We start from the raw sequence: 16,644 nt of genomic DNA on the forward strand, positions 1-16,644 counted from the left end.
ACCTCCCTCTCGTTTTTCTCTTCTTTTATTCTCCGGCAAAATGAGTCAGTGAACAAACCGGAATGTCGCCGAAACGCTCTTTGCCGTTCAGATCATCCAGTTCGATCACAAAGGCGCAGCCGACAACTTCTCCGCCCATTTTATGCACTAGTTTAATAATGGCTTCTACCGTTCCGCCGGTCGCAAGCAGATCATCGATGACAACGACTTTCTGACCGGGCTGGATCGCATCGGCATGGATGCATAATTCATCCGTACCGTATTCCAGTTGATACGTTTCACTGATGGACTTGCGCGGCAGTTTCCCTGGCTTTCGCACCGGCGCAAAGCCGATGCCGCATTCCATCGCGACGGTCGTACCGAATAAGAAGCCGCGCGCTTCCGGTGCTAAGATAAAATCTGCATTCTGTTCTTTGACAAATGCATCAAAGGCATCAATCACGCTGCGCATCACATCAGCATTCTGTAATATCGGTGTCACATCGCGGAAAATAATTCCTTCCTTCGGAAATCCGGGGATACTGGCAATATAGTTCTTAAGATCCATTTTGTATTTTCCTCTCTTTTTAATTAATATATTACTTATTTTACACTACTTTAATGATAAATAATAGAATCAATCACAAACGTCATCTGGTCCTGACCGCGGTATTGACCAATCTGTGCCTGGCCGATCAAACTTTTGATTCGATTCAAGCTGGTCACTTTATCTTTCTCAGGCATATTGAAATTCATGCATTCCAACCCGTTTTCCAGTGTATAACGACGATGTTTGCCGTTTTGAATGTCGTAAATGGATTGAATCTGCGGTTCATCAATTTCAAACAGCGGGCATTCAAATCCTGGTCCGAACGGCCGCAGGACGTCCAGGCTGCGGACGTTGGCTATGGTGCATTCCTCCGGCTGGATCGAAATAGCCTGCAGCGGTTCCGGCTGCCATTCATAACGGAAACTCTTCGCCCGGACAAAACGTCGGAATGCATCGTAATCTTTTAAAAGGGTCGAGAATCCAGCGGCATGTTTATGTCCGCCGATGGCTTCATATCCATCAAAACCGTTCAAAAAATCCATACAATCAAAGCCTGACGGCGAACGCATGCTTGCCTTCAGGCCTTCCTGGTTCTGCGTCATGATGATCGCTGGTTTTTCATATTTGGCACAAAGTGAATTGGCGACCAATCCGATGATGCCTTCATGAAAACTAGGATCGTTGATCAAAATGACCGGATCGCCCGGGCTGCATTTTTGTTCCGAGAATTTGCACATCTGTTCGCTCAGACGCCTGCGGGTCTTATTGATGTCGTCGACCTGCATCGCAAAACGGCGGATCGTCTGCCGGTCATCGGTCAGAAAATAGCGGACAACGTTGTTGACGTTACCTAAATTGCTCAGCCGCCCGACTGCATTGATCTTTGGTACTACTTGAAAGGCAATCGACGTTTCGTTCAGTTTCTTGTCACTGGCCAGTGCAAAAATATGCGGCTCCTGGGTTTCATTGATCATCCGAACGCCCTGCTGGATCAAAGCCCGCGTTTCACCAATCACAGGCATGACATCTCCGATCGATGCCACGGCAGCAAGCATCAGATGCAAAGGGGCGTCCGCCTGCAACGCCCGGATGCATTCATAAGCGATGCCGGCTCCGCACAATGGATGAAAGTGCGTTTCCAGCACATCGGGATGTACCAATAAGTCACACGGCACATCGGCTTCGATCTTATGATGGTCGGTGACAATGGTCTGCATGCCGAGTTCCTTGGCATAATTCAGCGCATTGACTGCTTTGACTCCGTTATCTACGGTAATGATCGTCGTATATCCTTTCTGAAAGGCTGCCTGGACCATATCTTCATTCAGGCCATATCCTTCCCGGATACGGTCGGGAATATAGTATCCGCACTGGATGCCGAAGGCTTTCAGCCCGCTGTGCATGATCGTCGTCGCACAGATGCCGTCACAGTCATAGTCCCCGCCGATGAAAACTTTTTCCTGGTTCTTTCTGGCGATATTCATTCGATTGACAAAATCGTCCATCGCTGATGTATGAGAAACCGGATACAGTTCCTGATCATCCATCCAGTAGGACCATTTTGATTCATCCGGTTCCATGGTTTTCAATATTTTTTTCGCAAAACTCGTTAAATTTTTCATACCGACATTATAACGCAAACCGCAAAGAAAAACAGGAAAGCGTGCGGAATGCACGCGATCCTGTCAGTTTTCGATGAATTCAAATTCAAATCCGCTGATGCGCACGGTATCACCGTCCTGGCATCCTGCGTCCCGCAGTGCCTGATCGATTCCCATATAGCGCATTTTATTGGCAAACATGTAGTAGTCTTCCTCGGTATTGAGTTTGCGAATATCAAAGGTCCGTTCAATTTTCGGTCCCGAAATTTCAAAGACATGCGGTTCTGTTTCTTTGATTTCGATATCTTTCTTTTTCTCCTGGAACGTATACGTGATGCCCGTTTCCTCGCCTTTTTCATCCAACAGCGGAAACGGCGGTGTTTGTGCCAGTAAGTCAGCAGCTTTTTTCAGTACTGGATCCAGGCCTTCCCGGATCAATGTCATTGTTTCAAAAACCGGAACATCTGGATAGGCGGCCTTGAATCGTTCCAGATTCTTCGGCGCATCATCCAGATCCATCTTATTCGCGACCACGATCTGCGGACGTTCCAATAATCTGGCTTCATAGTTTTCCAGCTCTTGATTGATGATGCGGTAATCCTCCAACGGATCACGGCCTTCTTCGCCGCCCATGTCCAGCACATGGAGGATGACCCGGCAGCGTTCGATATGGCGCAGGAACTCATGTCCCAGACCTTTGCCGTCACTGGCTCCTTCGATCAATCCCGGCAAATCTGCCAGGATAAAGCTTCGGCCGTCGTTGACCTGCACGACCCCGACATTCGGCGCCAGCGTTGTAAATGGATAATCCCCGATTTCAGGATGTGCCCGGCTGACCGCATCGAGGAAGGTTGATTTGCCAACACTTGGAAATCCAACCAAACCGACATCCGCCAATACGCGCAGTTCCACGGTACAATCGAATTCCTCTCCGGGCTTGCCGTCTTCTGCATAGCGCGGGGCCGTGTTGCGGCCGGATTTAAAATGGTAATTTCCTCGTCCGCCGCGGCCGCCGTGTGCAATGATCTCCTGCTGATGCGGCGTTGTCAAATCAGCGATGATCCCGCCGGTATCGTCTCTTTTTACCAGCGTTCCCAACGGTACTTTGATGATCGTATCTTGACCGTTCGCACCATGCATGCATTTGGTTTTACCATTTTCTCCGGATTCGGCTTTGATCTTTTTTTGATAACGAAGATCCATCAATGTTGTCATGCCTGGATCAGCTTCAAAGATCACGTCTCCGCCATCGCCGCCGTCCCCGCCGTAGGGACCGCCGTATGCGACGTATTTCTCATGCCGGAAACTGACGATGCCGTTGCCGCCGCTGCCGGCTTTTATATGAATTTTTGTTTTATCGACAAACATGGTCAGGCCTCCCTTCGAAAAAAAGACTCCATCGCTGGAGTCTTATGCTTGCGGATATACAGAAACTTTTTTCTTATCCTTTCCCAAACGTTCGTATCTGACAACGCCGTCGACCAATGCGAACAATGTGTCGTCGCCGCCGCGTCCTACGTTGGTACCCGGATGAATTTTCGTTCCGCGCTGGCGATAAATAACGCTGCCCGCGTGGCAAGCTTGACCGTCTGCAACTTTCGCTCCTAAACGTTTCGAATGAGAATCACGACCGTTCTTTGTGGAACTGACTCCCTTTTTGGATGCGAACAATTGATCGTTCAAATTGAATTTCATGCGTTACACCTCGACTTTCTCTATCTGCACATATTCCGAATGTGCATCGGCAATCATCTGTAACTGAATCATCAATGTATTCAGGATCACATTTACCGTATCATTCGGTTTTCTTACTTTGATACTGACATATCCGGTATCCATCTGCAGATCACAGGATCCCGGACATTGGATATCCAGTGCATTCAGCGTCCCGATGCTGACGGCACTGACCTCTGCACAAATCAGATCCGGCGCATCCGCCGCCGCACCGGCATGGCCGCTGATGACGATCAGATCCGGACAATGATCTTTGGTCTGTGCATGTACACGAATCATGACTACGCCTCGATGGCCGTAATTTTTACGCGTGTATACGGTTGACGATGACCTTGTTTACGGCGTGTCGAGGATTTTTTCGGACGATATTTCACGATCGTGATTTTCTTTCCTTTACCCTGCTTTTCAACAACACCGGTAACCTTGGCACCTTCGACAAACGGTTTGCCAATTTTACCATCGGCAAATAATACCTTGTCAAATACGACTTCGTCGCCTTCAGCTGCATTTAATTTTTCAACGAAGATGACTTCATCTTGTTCAACGCGGATTTGTTTTCCGCCGGTTTCGATAATTGCGTACATACGTGCACCTCCTTATTCATGATACTCGCCATGAAGGTGTGATTGCTCAACTTATACCTTTTCTGTGCGGTTGCAAGACCCGGGAGTCTGCAACATAAGTATTCTATCCGACTTCGTGCGTTCCGTCAAGATGGAATTCACTCCACTGCTTGTTCAGCTTGCAGATTCCGACACGTTATTGTCCAGTCCCTTACGCATTTTGAAAAACCGAATGCTTAAGACGACCATCATACATGCTAAGGCAGACAATCGCCTGAAGGATCGCTGCCCATGCGATCGGCTCCAGCGGCCAAGGTTCCAGAAAATCGGCAAGGCATGCCCGGAATATCCATATGAGAGTCAGAAAAAAATAGAATTCCTGCACTTCTCTGCTTCCTGGTATTGCTTTCTTTGTCCAGATCAATCCCAGCAGACTGCTTCCGAATAATAAAGCGGAAAAACAATCATTCGTATAATCGATCCCTACGATCAAATTTTCATACTGCATCGGCAGATACTTATACCATTCAAACATATGTGGGACAAAAAAATGCCAGAAGCCTATAACCATGCTGATGGTCAGAGTCATTATATATAGTATTTTATCAATCTTATTTATTTCGATCCTTACTCCAATTCATCAAATTCTATGTTCTTAATATACTTTTACTGCTTTCAAAAACCATGAACAATTTACTGTTCCATATAACTACGATTCATTCCCACATTAAATTTTCACATTTCATAACAATTCACCACATATTTTCCATTAAATAATAATTACATTCATATTAACAAATTTTAAAATTAACATGCAGAATCGAATCATTTTATCGACTTTTCTACGAAATGTTGTACATTTTCTGTAAAACAAGTATACATTTCATAAACAAAAATCACTGTTTTGTGTCACTCAAATGGAAGAATAAAGATACGTACTTGAGTTTATCTTCTCTTTTTTTCTTACTTGTCATGCCTCAAACAGTGTCAACAGATTTCAAGTTTTTTACCTGATTTATTTTTTTAAAAATAATCCTTACAAGAATATAATTCATTACGCATAAATAAGCCTGGCTTATGCAAATAATATACGATATAATAACAATATACAGATTTTGTTCATAATACAAGAACAAGCGTGGAGGAAATAATGAACCTATTTGAAATCATTGGACCGGTCATGGTCGGTCCTTCCAGTTCTCACACTGCCGGTGCTGTCAAGATCGGCAATCTAAGCCGACGGCTGATGGGGCAGGACATCGTATCTGCTGTCATCCAGCTGCACGGTTCCTTTTCTGCTACCGGAAAAGGGCATGGCACCGACCGCGGTCTTATTGCCGGGCTGCTGGGGTTGGACTGTGATGATGAAAATATTGTCAACGCCTTTGATCTGGCAAAACAAGCTGGTTTGACCTTTTCAATAGATGAATGTGACTTAGGTCCGGATGCCCATCCCAACTCGGTGCGGATGGAATTATATGGAAACAAAGGCAAAGGTCTGGAAATCGTGGCGGCTTCCATCGGCGGCGGCCGGATCCAGGTCCGTGAAATTGACCATATGCGTTGTGTTTTTTCCGGTGACTGTCCTACGCTCATCGCCGAAAACGATGACCGGCCGGGGATGATCGCCATGATCAGTGAGTTATTAACAGACCGCAACATCAACATTGCCACGATTCAACTGGACCGCAGCAGTCGGCACGGCCATGCGGTCACCGTGATGGAAGTGGACAATGAAATCGATGCCAAGGATCTGCTCTGGCTGCGCCATCAAGCCGGCATCATCAAGATCATATACTTATCCATGGAGGAAAATAACAATGTACGATAGTCTCGAAAAAATTTGTCAACAATGCGAAAAGACCGGCAAGTCTTTTTTTAAGGTGGTCTGCCATCAGGACTGCAATGAAGAAGACCTCAGCGAAGCGCAAGTGATAGAACGGATGCATAAGATGTATGATGAAATGCGGCGGTCCAACGCGAGCTATGATGCCAAGCGAAGATCCACTTCCGGTCTGATTGGCGGAGAGGCAGGCCTGCTGCGCCAACGCATCGAAGCCAATCAAATGATATCCGGGGATTTCATCAGTTGTGTCATGGAAAAAGCCCTGCGCGTCGCAAGCAACAATGCCTGCATGCGCCGTATCGTTGCGGCACCGACCGCCGGGGCGTGCGGTGTTTTGCCGGCTGTCTTATTGACCTATCAAGAAAAGTATGAGACGGAAGATGAGGATATGGTCAAAGCACTTTTTGTGGCGGCCGGCATCGGCGGCGTCATTGCGCAGCGTGCCAGCCTGTCCGGCGCACAAGACGGCTGTCAGGCCGAAATTGGTTCTGCCAGTGCGATGGCAGCCGGTGCTTTAGCTTATTTGGAAGGCGGTGACAACGAAACCATTTGCCACGCCTGTGCCCTGGCTTTGAAAAACCTCTTGGGCCTGGCTTGTGATCCCGTCGGCGGTTTAGTGGAAATTCCTTGTGTAAAACGCAACGTGATAGGAGCAGTAAACGCCGTAACCAGCGCAGATCTAGCACTGGCCGGTATTCGTTCCAAGATCCCGGCCGATCAAGTCATCGACACCATGCGCAGCATCGGTCAACACATGTCTTCGGATATCAAAGAAACGGGGATCGGCGGTTTAGCCAGCACGCCGGCTGCAAAAGCATGGTTAAAGAAGCAGAAAAACGAATACAAGTCTCATTAATTTTTGCATTGAAAAAGACCCATACTTGTTATGGGCCTTTTTTTTGTTGATCGTCAGGTCTTATTCGGATTCATTTATTTCGATCGGGTCGATCTGATTCACAGAAATACTATTGGGATACTCACTGGTGATCCTTCCTTTGGTCAGAAGGATGGCGCCTTTCGTGATTTTCTCTTTTTCCCGCTCATAGATCCGCGGCATCAAAGCAGCATCGATCGTTCCTGATTCATCTTTGATCGTTAAAAAACACATCGTATTGCCTTGTTTTGTCGTATGTTCCCGGGAACGGACCACTTCTCCGATCACGCGGACATATCCGCGGAAATCCTCACAAGAACGGATACTGCGGCATTGATACCGTTTCCGCAGTTTTTGGATCGGGTGCTCCGTTAAATAGAAACCAAGAACATCATATTCACGTCTGGCCTTGTGCTGATCGTTTTCTTTGAGCGGTTTCAGCCGCGGCGGAGAAACTAGATCATACCGAAAGACGGCTCCTTGCTCCGTCGAGGTCGTCACTAAATCCGCATACGTCAGAACACTGTTTAAATTTTCCGGATCGCGCATCGTCTCCCGCGTCAAACCAAAGCAGTCCAGCGCACCGCCGTCGATCAGGCTCTCGATTTCTTTCTGCTCCAATTTCTGTGCCGAGACGCGGATCATAAAATCAATGTAATCTTTGAACGGTCCTTTTTCGCGTTCATTTAAAATAAGGGTATTTTCCTTTTCCCTGATGCCGCGGATCGCCGTCAGCGGCATGCGCAGGCCATTTTTCTCCGGCCGGTATCCGCTCTGCGAGCTTTGTACATCCGGGCCATAGATCTTCACATTCATTTTCCTGCACTCCGCGAGGATCTCTGCGATCTTTTTCCGGTTTGCCCCGTCTAGTAAATTGGCAAAAAAATACAGTGGATAATTTGCTTTCAAATAAGCCATTTGATAAGTGATCATTCCATATGCATAACTGTGCGACTTATTAAATCCATAATCGGCAAAGCGGGCGATCCAATCAAAGATTTGTTCCGCTGTTTTCCGCGAACAATGATGATGCGCTGCTCCCTCAATAAATGCTTCATGATACGACTGCATGACTTCCGGTTCCTTCTTGCTCATAGCACGGCGAAGCTGATCGGCCTGTTCCAATGAGAAACCAGCAATGACCTGGGCAATTTGCATGATTTGTTCCTGATACAAGATGATTCCGTAGGTTTCCTGCAGGATCGGTTTCAGCCGCGGATCAATATATTGGATGGCATCCGGATGACGGCGGTTTTCCATATACTGTGCCCGATTCTGCATCGGTCCCGGTCGGTACAACGCCAAAATCGTACTGATATCTTCAAAACAAGTCGGATGCAGTTGTTTCAGCAGATCCGAAATGCCTTCGCTTTCCAGCTGAAAAACGCCGATCGTATTTCCCTGTGCAAGCATTTGGTAGGTCTTTGCATCATTGAGCGGCAGTTTGAGCGGATCAATGTGGATATGTTCATATTTTTCCAAATCCGTGATGATCGCATGGATCGTTGTTAGATTGTGAAGCGACAATAAATCAAATTTGATCAGTCCCAGTTCTTCGAGATAGGCGGCTGAAAACTGCGTTGCATGCAGCGTATCGCCGATTTGTGCCAGCGGACAGACATTGATGATCGGCTGATCACTTAACACCACACCGGCCGCATGTGTCGACACATGACGCGGCAGCCCTTCGATGGCACAGGCACGCCGAAATAATAGATTGGTCTGCGCATCATGCTGCACCATGCCGGCAAATGATCGATCTCTTTTCAGCATCTCCTGCAGCGTGGTTTCTTTCTTCGGCCAATGCGCGGTCAGTTCTTTCAGCTTCTGTACTGGATAATTCATCGCTTTGGCCGTATCATTCAGGGCTTTTTTCGCTTTTAAATTTGAATATGTGATGATCCTGGCCACATGATCGCTGCCATATTTTTGATCAAGATATTTAAACATTTCATCAATGCGGTCATCCGGAAAATCTGTATCGATATCCGGCTTGTTTTTCCGGCCGGCATTTAAGAAACGCTCAAAAAACAAATGATTCTTGATCGGATCAACATGCGTGATCCCCATACAGTAGGCCACCAGCGATCCGGCAGCCGAACCGCGGCCCGGACCAACATAGATCCCGCGATGACGCGCCTCCCGGATATAATCCCACACGATCAGGAAGTAATCCGTAAAATCATTTTGAACGATCACCTTCAGCTCATGATCCAGACGTTGGGCATATTCCTCCGGTACTCGTCCGTTCATGCGTTTTTTTAGACCGGCCCGGCAGAGTGCACGCAGATAGGTGACATTATCGACCTGCTTCGGATTTTCAAAATGCGGGATCTCACTTTTAGGCATGCTCATCTGTACATTGCACATCGCTGCGATCCGATCGGTCTGCGCCAGATCATCCGCATCGTAAAGTTCATCCATCTCCTGGGCACTGCGATAATACCGCTGCCGTTTGACATCCAAAGACTGATCATCGATGGTCGTCCCTTTATCAATGGCCTGCAGCAGCCGCAGCGTCTCCATATCATCCGGTTTTCGGTAATAAATACGAGAAAGAGCCACGGTCGGTATGGAAAGACTTTTCGCGATTTGTTTTAATTGTTTATTTTTTTCACGCCAGTATGCCGAATCATTCATGGCGATCGACACATAAAAATCCGGCCAGAGCGCAGCGCATTTTTGCAGGTAATTCCGCAGCATTGTTTCATTCTCATGATCCAGCCATTCCTGCATCGCATCCGAATCGCCGGAAGTCAGCACAACACACTCCTGTACGATATCGGCACATTCCGTCAAGGAAATGTTTTGCCCGCACTGCACCGCCGTGCTCATCCGATACAAGTTCTGAAGGCCGGCATCATTTTTTGCCAAAAACAGCAGATGCATGCGTTTTTCGTCATCTTTGGCAAGATTTTCATCGTACCGGACATGAAATTCACAGCCGATGATCGGATGAATATTCTGTCGGCGGCATTCTTTATAAAAGGGCATGACACCGAACATATTGCCCTCATCAGTCAATGCAGCATGACGGAATCCCATCTCTGCAGCCGCATCAACGATTTCTTTGATGCGGAACGGCGACTGAAGCAAGGAATAACAGCTTCTGGTATGTAAATGGTTCATACATTAATGATAGCACAAAAAAGCGAAGCTATTGTAAACTTCGCTTTTCCAACAAATTCACGATTTCATCCACTTCTTCGCGTGTCAAATTTTTGATCCCGCTGGCACAATCATGACCGCCGCCATGATACTGTACGGCAATATCCCGGATCGGGATCAACTTGCTGCGCAGCGATGCACTATAGTGGACCCCATCTTCCATTCGGGTAAATAAAGCCCAAACGGTGATGCCGCGTACACCGCTGAGCGCATAGACCTTTTCTTTGGCTGAGGAAAATGTCTGCTCACAGCTTTGGTAGACATCCGGCTCCATGATCGCATAAAGCATCTTTTCTCTACGATGCGAATGAATACGTACCTGTGCCTCATAGCGGTAATCCGCATAGGAACCGGTAAAATTGATTTGTTCACAAGCCATGATGTCAGCGCCCTGCTCCAGCAGATATGCACCAGCCATCAACGACTGCGGCCGGACCGTTTTGATCGTAAACCGGATCGAATCAGCAATCAGCCCATCGTAAAACAATTCCGCACTGACTTTCGGCAGTGAAACCTGCGCTTTCCGGCAAGCATCGGCAAGGATCTCACAAGTCGCACAAGCCTTTTCGTCGATCCATTCCAGATCACAGAATTTTTCTTGATGAATGTGATGATCGATCTGAATTTTAAAAGGAGCTTTCAAAAAACGCTGATCATCGACACGGGCCGCATTTGATGTATCTAGGACCACCGCTGCAGACTTTGCCAGCTCATCATCCGAAATAGAATCTGAATGATCAATAAACTGAGCTGCTAAACCACTCATTTCCCCGAGCACGTAAATCTGCTTTTCTGGGAAAATCTGCTCCAATAAGAACTTCATGCCCAGCTGTGATCCGATCGCATCCATATCCGGAAATTCATGCCGGAACAAAAGAATATTCGGATACGGCTGCAGCGCGGCTATGATCTTATTCCACATTGTGCTCGTGCTTCCAGACCTTATAAGCATCTCGGGCGATCATCAATTCCTCATTGGTCGGAATGACATATACTTTCATCTTCGACTCATCCGTACTGATCAAGCCTTCCCGTCCGCGCATTTCTTTATTGCGCTGATCAGAGAACTCGACGCCGATGCATTTCAGACGCTTGCACACATTTCGGCGGATAAAATCGCTGTTTTCACCGATACCAGCTGTAAACACGATGGCATCCGCACCGCCCATCAAGCCATAATAACCGGCAATGGTCTCAACAACGCGCGAAACATAGATATCAAACGTCAGGATAGCACGCTTGTTGCCGTCGCGGGCAGCCGCTTCGACATCACGGGTATCACTGGAAATACCGCTGATGCCTAAGACACCGGATTTCTTGTTCAGAACATCGTCCAATTCATCCGGTGTATAGTGATATTTCCGGAATAAATAAACAATGATTGCCGGGTCAATATCGCCGCAGCGTGTTCCCATCATAATTCCGCCCAACGGTGTAAAGCCCATCGAGATCTTAAAAGCCCGGCCGTTCTTGACTGCTGCGATGCTTGCACCGCCGCCCAGGTGGCATGTGATGATGTTCATTTCATCGATCGGTTTGTTCTGGATCTCTGCCAGACGGTGCGTCAAGTATTTATGACTGGTTCCATGGGCACCATAACGGCGGATCTTATCCGTCAGATACATCTCATATGGCAGCGGATAAATATAGTTTTCCGGCGGCATCGTCTGGAAAAAGGCCGTATCGAAGACAAACGTATGCACACAATCCGGCAGTGCATCCGCAAACGCACGGTAGCCCACCAAGGCAGCCGGATTATGCAGCGGCGCCAAAGCTGCCAGTTCGTCTACTTTCGAAACAACATCTTCGTCCACTTTGACCGAATGATCAAAGTAGCTGCCGCCCTGTACGATCCGGTGACCGATCGCATCAATATCATTCAGATCATTGACGATCTTCAGTTCCATCAGCTTATCCATCAAAATTTTGACCGCTTCGCCATGATTGGCAATATGCTGTGTTTCTTTTAATTTTTTTCCATTGACTGTAATACCAAAAATAGAATCTTCCAATCCAATACGTTCAATGTTTCCCTGTGTCAGTACTTCTTCTTCCGGCATGCGGAACACTTGGAATTTCAACGACGAACTGCCCGCGTTGACACTCATAACAATCGTAGACATATTTTCCTCCTATAAAATTGTCGGGATCTTCTCCCAATCCTTCGCTTTGCATAAAGCCAGGATTTCTTTCCTTTTTTTATTATAACCGATTGCAGCCTCATATTTCTTTAAAACTGCATCTACTCGTGAAATCGTATCCTGTACCGCTGCACGTGAAATTTGTAAATTTTCTGCAATCTCAAAATACGAATAATCTTCCTGATAATAGAATGCGGCAATTTCCTGCTGGCGCTGCGTCAGCAGCTCTCCGTAAATATCCAACAGTTCATTGGCTTCAATTTTATTCAGCATTCTGATCCATTCCTTTGGTGATGCCCATTAAATAGTTATCCAGTTCAAACGGACACAAATCTTCCGGTTTTTCGCCCAATCCAAGAAAACGTACCGGCAGGTGAAGCTGATCGCGGATGGCAAGCACTACGCCGCCTTTTGCGGTTCCGTCCATCTTCGTTAAGATGATGCCTGTTACATTGACAGCTTCCATGAAGATCTTCGCCTGTGAGATGCCGTTCTGTCCGGTCGTCGCATCCAGCACCAGCCAAACTTCCTGCGGCGCACCTTCAATTTCTCTGGCTACCACACGGTTCATCTTGCTTAATTCCTTCATTAGATTGGATTTATTCTGCAGCCGGCCGGCAGTATCGCAGATCAAAATATCGATGTTGTTGGTTTTGGCATAGCGGCATGCATCGACCAGGACGCTGGATGGATCCTGGTTCGGCTTGCCTTTGATACACGGCACACCGATCCGGTTTGCCCATTCTTCGATCTGGTCGACCGCTCCGGCACGGAATGTATCGGCAGCAGCGACTGCCACATTAAACTCAACATCTTTATACATCTGCATCAATTTCGCAGCTGTCGTCGTTTTGCCGGAACCATTGACGCCGACCATTAAAAAGACGGTCGGACCTTCGGTATTGTAGTGGATAATATCGGACGGATCCTCATTATAAAAGTCCTTCAGGATCGCAATGAAATAGTCTTCCATCGAGTCATAGTTTTTAATTTCCTTGGATCGTTCTGAAAACAGATCCACGATTTTCTGTGCCGTATGGATCCCAACATCGCTTTCCAACAGGATGACCATGATCTCCTCCAGCAGTTCATCATCCACCCCGCGGAAATGATCCGAAAGCGAGTGGATCCGGTCGCCGAAACTCTTCTTGCTTTTTTTCAATCCGGATAAATATTTATCGGAATGATCTTTTTCTTTACGAAATGCCATCGTTCTGTTCTCCTTCCGTAATATTGACTGCATCTTTCAATTGGACTTTCAGCAGCTGGCTGACGCCGTCCTGCTGCATCGTGACGCCGTACAGCGTATCGCATTGCTCCATCGTGCCCGGGCGATGGGTCACGACGATAAATTGTGACTTTCCTTTAAAATGAGACAAATATTTCGCAAAACGCTCCACATTTGCCTGATCCAGTGCTGCTTCTACTTCATCAAAAATGCACAACGGCATCGTCCGTGCCTGTAAAATGGAAAACAGCACACTGATGGCGATCAAAGCCTTTTCCCCGCCGGAAAACGTTTGAATGTTTTTCACGGTTTTTCCCGGCGGCTGGACATCGATATCGATCCCTGTATTCAGCACATCTTCCGGATCGACCATTTTCAAATGCGCCCGGCCGCCGCCGAACATTGCCTTGAATACACCATCCAATTGATCATTGATCTTATTGAACATATCGGTAAACTGCGTGACCATCGTGTGATCCATCTCTTTGATGGCCTGTTCGATCCGAGCGCCTGCTTGTTCCAAATCCTCTTTCTGACTGGTCAAATAATCATAACGTTCTTTGATTTCTTCATATTGTTTCGGCGCATCCGGATTCACGCTGCCTAATGCATTGATCTTCTCATGCAGCAGAGCCACACGATCTTTCGCGGCTTCAATTTCTATATCCTGTTTCTGCGACTGCGCATATTCGAACGTCATCTGATAATCCGTATTCAGCCGGGTCAGATAATTTTCCAGCTGTGTGCGGTATTTGGTCTGTTTCACTTCGCCTTCGTGGATCTCCTGCGAAGCTGCGCTCATTTCCCGACGGATCAGACGTACACGGTTTTCCAATTCTTCCGCCTGTGTTCCTTGATCCATGCGGTGCTTGCGCTGATTTTGGATCTTGGCGGTCAAACCATCGATTTCCGCATGCATTTTTGACATCTGCACGACCAATTCATCGTCCTGCAATTTAGCATCACTTTCATTAAATTGTTCATATTCCCCTTTTAATGACGCATATTTTTCTTTTTTAGCCTGGTAGACACTTTCAATCTTCGCCAATTCTACGCGCAGCTGGACATTTTCCTGTTCCATGCGATTGTTTTCGTTGCGCAGGTCTGTCAGTTCATCCTGCAGTGCACTGCGTTTGGTTTCCTGTTCCTGCAGCTGGCGCTCGATGGTTTCAAGCTCTTTGCGCAAGGTGATCGGAGAAGATTGGCTGCGGCCGCGGCCGCCGGTCATACTGCCGCCGGCATGTACAATTTCACCATCAAGTGTTACGATCTTGACTCGATAATTCAGACGCTTTGCGGCCTCATTGGCATGCTCCAGCGTATCGATGACCAGCACATTGCCTAACAGACGGTCCTTGACCGCATCATAACGCGGGTCGCACGCGGCGCAGTCATTGGCCCAGGCAATGTATCCCGGTGTTTCAGAGGCAATCAGGCGCTGTCCGTCTGAAGGATAGCGGCCTTTACAGACGGTCAGCGGCAAAAAGGTCGCCCGGCCGCCGCGGTTGCGCTTTAAAAACCGGATGGCCTGACGGGCATCGGCTTCATCCGCCGTGACGATCTGATACATGCTTCCGCCCAAGGCAGCCTGAATGGCCAACGCTGTCTTATCATCCGGTACCAGCAGCTCGCTGACAACTCCTTCGATGCCGTGCAGCGACGCTTTGGCTGCCGTCACGGAACGAACACCGGCCTGGTGCTGATATGGCTGGCGGAGCATATTCTCCGCAACGGTTTTCCGGTTGGCAATATCGCGGTAGATGTCCTCGGCTTGATTAACTTCATATTCTTTTCTTGACAAACGGGTGCGCACTGCGCTCAACGCTTGATTGGACGTTTCGTAATCGGCACGGGCTTGTTCGAAGCGGGCCTTCCGGTCATTGTATTCATATTGGGCTTCTGCCAGCATCTTCTGTACTTCTGCTTTACGCTGCTGACGGTCCGCCTGCCGCATCGCGTATTTGCGCTTTTCATCCAGTTCGATCTTGCGGCGTTCCAAACGCATGCTTTCTTCCATCTTCTGTGTATATTGCTCCTGCAGCGCATTCACATCCCGATCGGTCTGATACATGGATGACCGCAGGCCCTGGATCTGTTCATCCAGCTTCTGCAGCGTTGTTTCCTGGCTTGTATATTTAGCACGTTTTTCAAATAATTCTCGTTCCAAATCCTGCAGCCGGGCATGCAGCGTCGTGATCTCATCGACCAAAACACTAATTTCAATACGGCTTAATTCTTCGTGATATTCAAAATATTGATTGGCTTTCTTTGCCTGGCGGGCCAGCGGCTTCAGCTGCCGCTCAATTTCATCGATGATGTCCTGCACGCGATCCAAGTTTTCTTTGGTGCGGTCCAGTTTATGCAGCGAGATCTGTTTCCGTTTTTTATATTTTGCCACGCCGGCCGCTTCTTCAAACAACAAGCGCCGCTCTTCCGGTTTCGCATCTGCAAACGATGAAATATTTCCCTGAGTGATGATATTCAGAGAATCTTTTCCTAATCCGGTATCCATGACCAGATCGCTGATATCTTTCAGACGGCATGGTGTTTTATTGATAAAATAGCCAGCTTCGTTGTTGGCGCGGGAAAGCTGACGCGTAATTTCGATTTCTTCAAACGGCGAATCGAAGACATGTGCAGTATTGTCAAAGACCAGTGTCACTTTCGCTAAATTGACGGGTTTTCGTTCCTGGCTGCCGGCAAAGATGATATCCGACATCGAACTGCCTGAACGCAGCGATTTCGTGCTTTGTTCACCAAGCACCCAGCGGATGGCATCGTTAATGTTGCTCTTGCCGCAGCCGTTGGGTCCGACGATCCCGGTAATATCATGGTCAAACTGAATCACGGTCTTATCGGCAAAGCTTTTGAACCCCTGCATTTCAATTCGTTTTAAAAACATGACTTCAACTCCTTGTGTCCTTAACTTCTTGATTATACTACAATTTCAGGCATCAAAA

The 16,644-nt window shown here is 47.6% G+C and carries 15 protein-coding genes and 1 other annotated feature; of the genes, 2 read left to right on the forward strand and 13 right to left on the reverse strand.

The features are described from left to right. Positions 1–25 precede the first annotated feature (25 nt). The 7 genes from HNQ47_RS09630 to HNQ47_RS09660 all read right to left on the reverse strand — a co-directional run bounded on the left by HNQ47_RS09630 (position 26) and on the right by HNQ47_RS09660 (position 4,962). Complete coding sequence (locus HNQ47_RS09630; RefSeq protein WP_183329192.1) at positions 26–547, reverse strand: adenine phosphoribosyltransferase; 522 nt, start codon at positions 545–547, stop codon at positions 26–28. Positions 548–597: 50 nt separating this feature from the next. Beyond that, a complete protein-coding gene (locus HNQ47_RS09635; protein WP_183329193.1) occupies positions 598–2,151 on the reverse strand; it encodes a single-stranded-DNA-specific exonuclease RecJ in 1,554 nt (517 codons plus the stop codon). Between the two features lie 63 nt (positions 2,152–2,214). Further along, a complete protein-coding gene (gene obgE, locus HNQ47_RS09640; RefSeq protein ID WP_183329194.1) occupies positions 2,215–3,498 on the reverse strand; it encodes a GTPase ObgE in 1,284 nt (427 codons plus the stop codon). Between the two features lie 42 nt (positions 3,499–3,540). After that, complete coding sequence (rpmA, locus tag HNQ47_RS09645; protein WP_183329195.1) at positions 3,541–3,825, reverse strand: 50S ribosomal protein L27; 285 nt, start codon at positions 3,823–3,825, stop codon at positions 3,541–3,543. Between the two features lie 3 nt (positions 3,826–3,828). Next, positions 3,829–4,143 (reverse strand): ribosomal-processing cysteine protease Prp, encoded by a 315-nt coding sequence (locus HNQ47_RS09650; RefSeq protein ID WP_183329196.1) that lies wholly within the window; start codon positions 4,141–4,143, stop codon positions 3,829–3,831. A gap of 2 nt (positions 4,144–4,145) precedes the next feature. Beyond that, entirely contained in the window at positions 4,146–4,448 is a 303-nt protein-coding gene (gene rplU, locus HNQ47_RS09655) for a 50S ribosomal protein L21 (protein WP_183329197.1), read from the reverse strand. An 11-nt stretch (positions 4,449–4,459) separates the two neighbouring features. Beyond that, positions 4,460–4,530, reverse strand: a sequence feature (ribosomal protein L21 leader region). Between the two features lie 108 nt (positions 4,531–4,638). Continuing rightward, the gene (locus HNQ47_RS09660) at positions 4,639–4,962 is read right to left on the reverse strand and encodes a hypothetical protein (protein WP_183329198.1); all 324 of its coding nucleotides are present in this window, start codon (positions 4,960–4,962) and stop codon (positions 4,639–4,641) included. A 615-nt stretch (positions 4,963–5,577) separates the two neighbouring features. On the opposite strand from HNQ47_RS09660, the gene sdaAB reads away from it, so the two are divergent. Both sdaAB and sdaAA read left to right on the forward strand, forming a co-directional pair. Beyond that, positions 5,578–6,258 (forward strand): L-serine ammonia-lyase, iron-sulfur-dependent subunit beta, encoded by a 681-nt coding sequence (sdaAB, locus tag HNQ47_RS09665; protein WP_183329199.1) that lies wholly within the window; start codon positions 5,578–5,580, stop codon positions 6,256–6,258. Further along, positions 6,248–7,129, forward strand: a complete 882-nt coding sequence (gene sdaAA / locus HNQ47_RS09670; protein WP_183329200.1) for an L-serine ammonia-lyase, iron-sulfur-dependent, subunit alpha — start codon at positions 6,248–6,250, stop codon at positions 7,127–7,129. The genes sdaAB and sdaAA overlap by 11 nt, the downstream gene beginning before the upstream one ends. Before the next feature lie 60 nt (positions 7,130–7,189). On the opposite strand, the gene HNQ47_RS09675 is transcribed toward sdaAA, so the two are convergent. Genes HNQ47_RS09675 through HNQ47_RS09700 form a run of 6 tightly spaced genes read right to left on the reverse strand, consistent with a single transcriptional unit; the run spans position 7,190 to position 16,586 of the window. Then, the gene (locus HNQ47_RS09675; RefSeq protein WP_183329201.1) at positions 7,190–10,276 is read right to left on the reverse strand and encodes a DNA polymerase III subunit alpha; all 3,087 of its coding nucleotides are present in this window, start codon (positions 10,274–10,276) and stop codon (positions 7,190–7,192) included. 28 nt (positions 10,277–10,304) lie between these two features. Beyond that, positions 10,305–11,237 carry a DHH family phosphoesterase gene (locus tag HNQ47_RS09680; protein WP_183329202.1) on the reverse strand — a complete coding sequence of 311 codons (933 nt, stop codon included), beginning with the start codon at positions 11,235–11,237 and terminating at the stop codon, positions 10,305–10,307. Next, entirely contained in the window at positions 11,227–12,438 is a 1,212-nt protein-coding gene (locus tag HNQ47_RS09685) for an acetate/propionate family kinase (protein WP_183329203.1), read from the reverse strand. Before HNQ47_RS09685 ends, HNQ47_RS09680 begins: the two co-directional genes overlap by 11 nt. A gap of 9 nt (positions 12,439–12,447) precedes the next feature. Then, positions 12,448–12,729 carry a YlxM family DNA-binding protein gene (gene ylxM, locus HNQ47_RS09690; protein WP_183329204.1) on the reverse strand — a complete coding sequence of 94 codons (282 nt, stop codon included), beginning with the start codon at positions 12,727–12,729 and terminating at the stop codon, positions 12,448–12,450. Then, positions 12,719–13,666, reverse strand: coding sequence for a signal recognition particle-docking protein FtsY (gene ftsY, locus HNQ47_RS09695; protein ID WP_183329205.1), 948 nt, complete (start codon positions 13,664–13,666; stop codon positions 12,719–12,721). The genes ylxM and ftsY overlap by 11 nt, the downstream gene beginning before the upstream one ends. Next, positions 13,653–16,586 (reverse strand): chromosome segregation protein SMC, encoded by a 2,934-nt coding sequence (locus HNQ47_RS09700; RefSeq protein ID WP_183329206.1) that lies wholly within the window; start codon positions 16,584–16,586, stop codon positions 13,653–13,655. The genes ftsY and HNQ47_RS09700 overlap by 14 nt, the downstream gene beginning before the upstream one ends. Positions 16,587–16,644 lie beyond the last annotated feature (58 nt).

The organism is Catenisphaera adipataccumulans (assembly GCF_014202755.1).
Classification (GTDB): Bacteria; Bacillota_I; Bacilli_A; order Erysipelotrichales; family Erysipelotrichaceae; genus Catenisphaera; species Catenisphaera adipataccumulans.

What these genes read in the sequence shown, in the direction of transcription:
- HNQ47_RS09630 (WP_183329192.1), bottom strand. Translation starts at nt 547, where the DNA reads ATGGATCTTAAGAACTATATTGCCAGTATCCCCGGATTTCCGAAGGAA.
- HNQ47_RS09635 (WP_183329193.1), bottom strand. Translation starts at nt 2,151, where the DNA reads ATGAAAAATTTAACGAGTTTTGCGAAAAAAATATTGAAAACCATGGAA.
- obgE (WP_183329194.1), bottom strand. Translation starts at nt 3,498, where the DNA reads ATGTTTGTCGATAAAACAAAAATTCATATAAAAGCCGGCAGCGGCGGC.
- rpmA (WP_183329195.1), bottom strand. Translation starts at nt 3,825, where the DNA reads ATGAAATTCAATTTGAACGATCAATTGTTCGCATCCAAAAAGGGAGTC.
- HNQ47_RS09650 (WP_183329196.1), bottom strand. Translation starts at nt 4,143, where the DNA reads ATGATTCGTGTACATGCACAGACCAAAGATCATTGTCCGGATCTGATC.
- rplU (WP_183329197.1), bottom strand. Translation starts at nt 4,448, where the DNA reads ATGTACGCAATTATCGAAACCGGCGGAAAACAAATCCGCGTTGAACAA.
- HNQ47_RS09660 (WP_183329198.1), bottom strand. Translation starts at nt 4,962, where the DNA reads ATGTTTGAATGGTATAAGTATCTGCCGATGCAGTATGAAAATTTGATC.
- sdaAB (WP_183329199.1), top strand. Translation starts at nt 5,578, where the DNA reads ATGAACCTATTTGAAATCATTGGACCGGTCATGGTCGGTCCTTCCAGT.
- sdaAA (WP_183329200.1), top strand. Translation starts at nt 6,248, where the DNA reads ATGTACGATAGTCTCGAAAAAATTTGTCAACAATGCGAAAAGACCGGC.
- HNQ47_RS09675 (WP_183329201.1), bottom strand. Translation starts at nt 10,276, where the DNA reads ATGAACCATTTACATACCAGAAGCTGTTATTCCTTGCTTCAGTCGCCG.
- HNQ47_RS09680 (WP_183329202.1), bottom strand. Translation starts at nt 11,237, where the DNA reads ATGTGGAATAAGATCATAGCCGCGCTGCAGCCGTATCCGAATATTCTT.
- HNQ47_RS09685 (WP_183329203.1), bottom strand. Translation starts at nt 12,438, where the DNA reads ATGTCTACGATTGTTATGAGTGTCAACGCGGGCAGTTCGTCGTTGAAA.
- ylxM (WP_183329204.1), bottom strand. Translation starts at nt 12,729, where the DNA reads ATGCTGAATAAAATTGAAGCCAATGAACTGTTGGATATTTACGGAGAG.
- ftsY (WP_183329205.1), bottom strand. Translation starts at nt 13,666, where the DNA reads ATGGCATTTCGTAAAGAAAAAGATCATTCCGATAAATATTTATCCGGA.
- HNQ47_RS09700 (WP_183329206.1), bottom strand. Translation starts at nt 16,586, where the DNA reads ATGTTTTTAAAACGAATTGAAATGCAGGGGTTCAAAAGCTTTGCCGAT.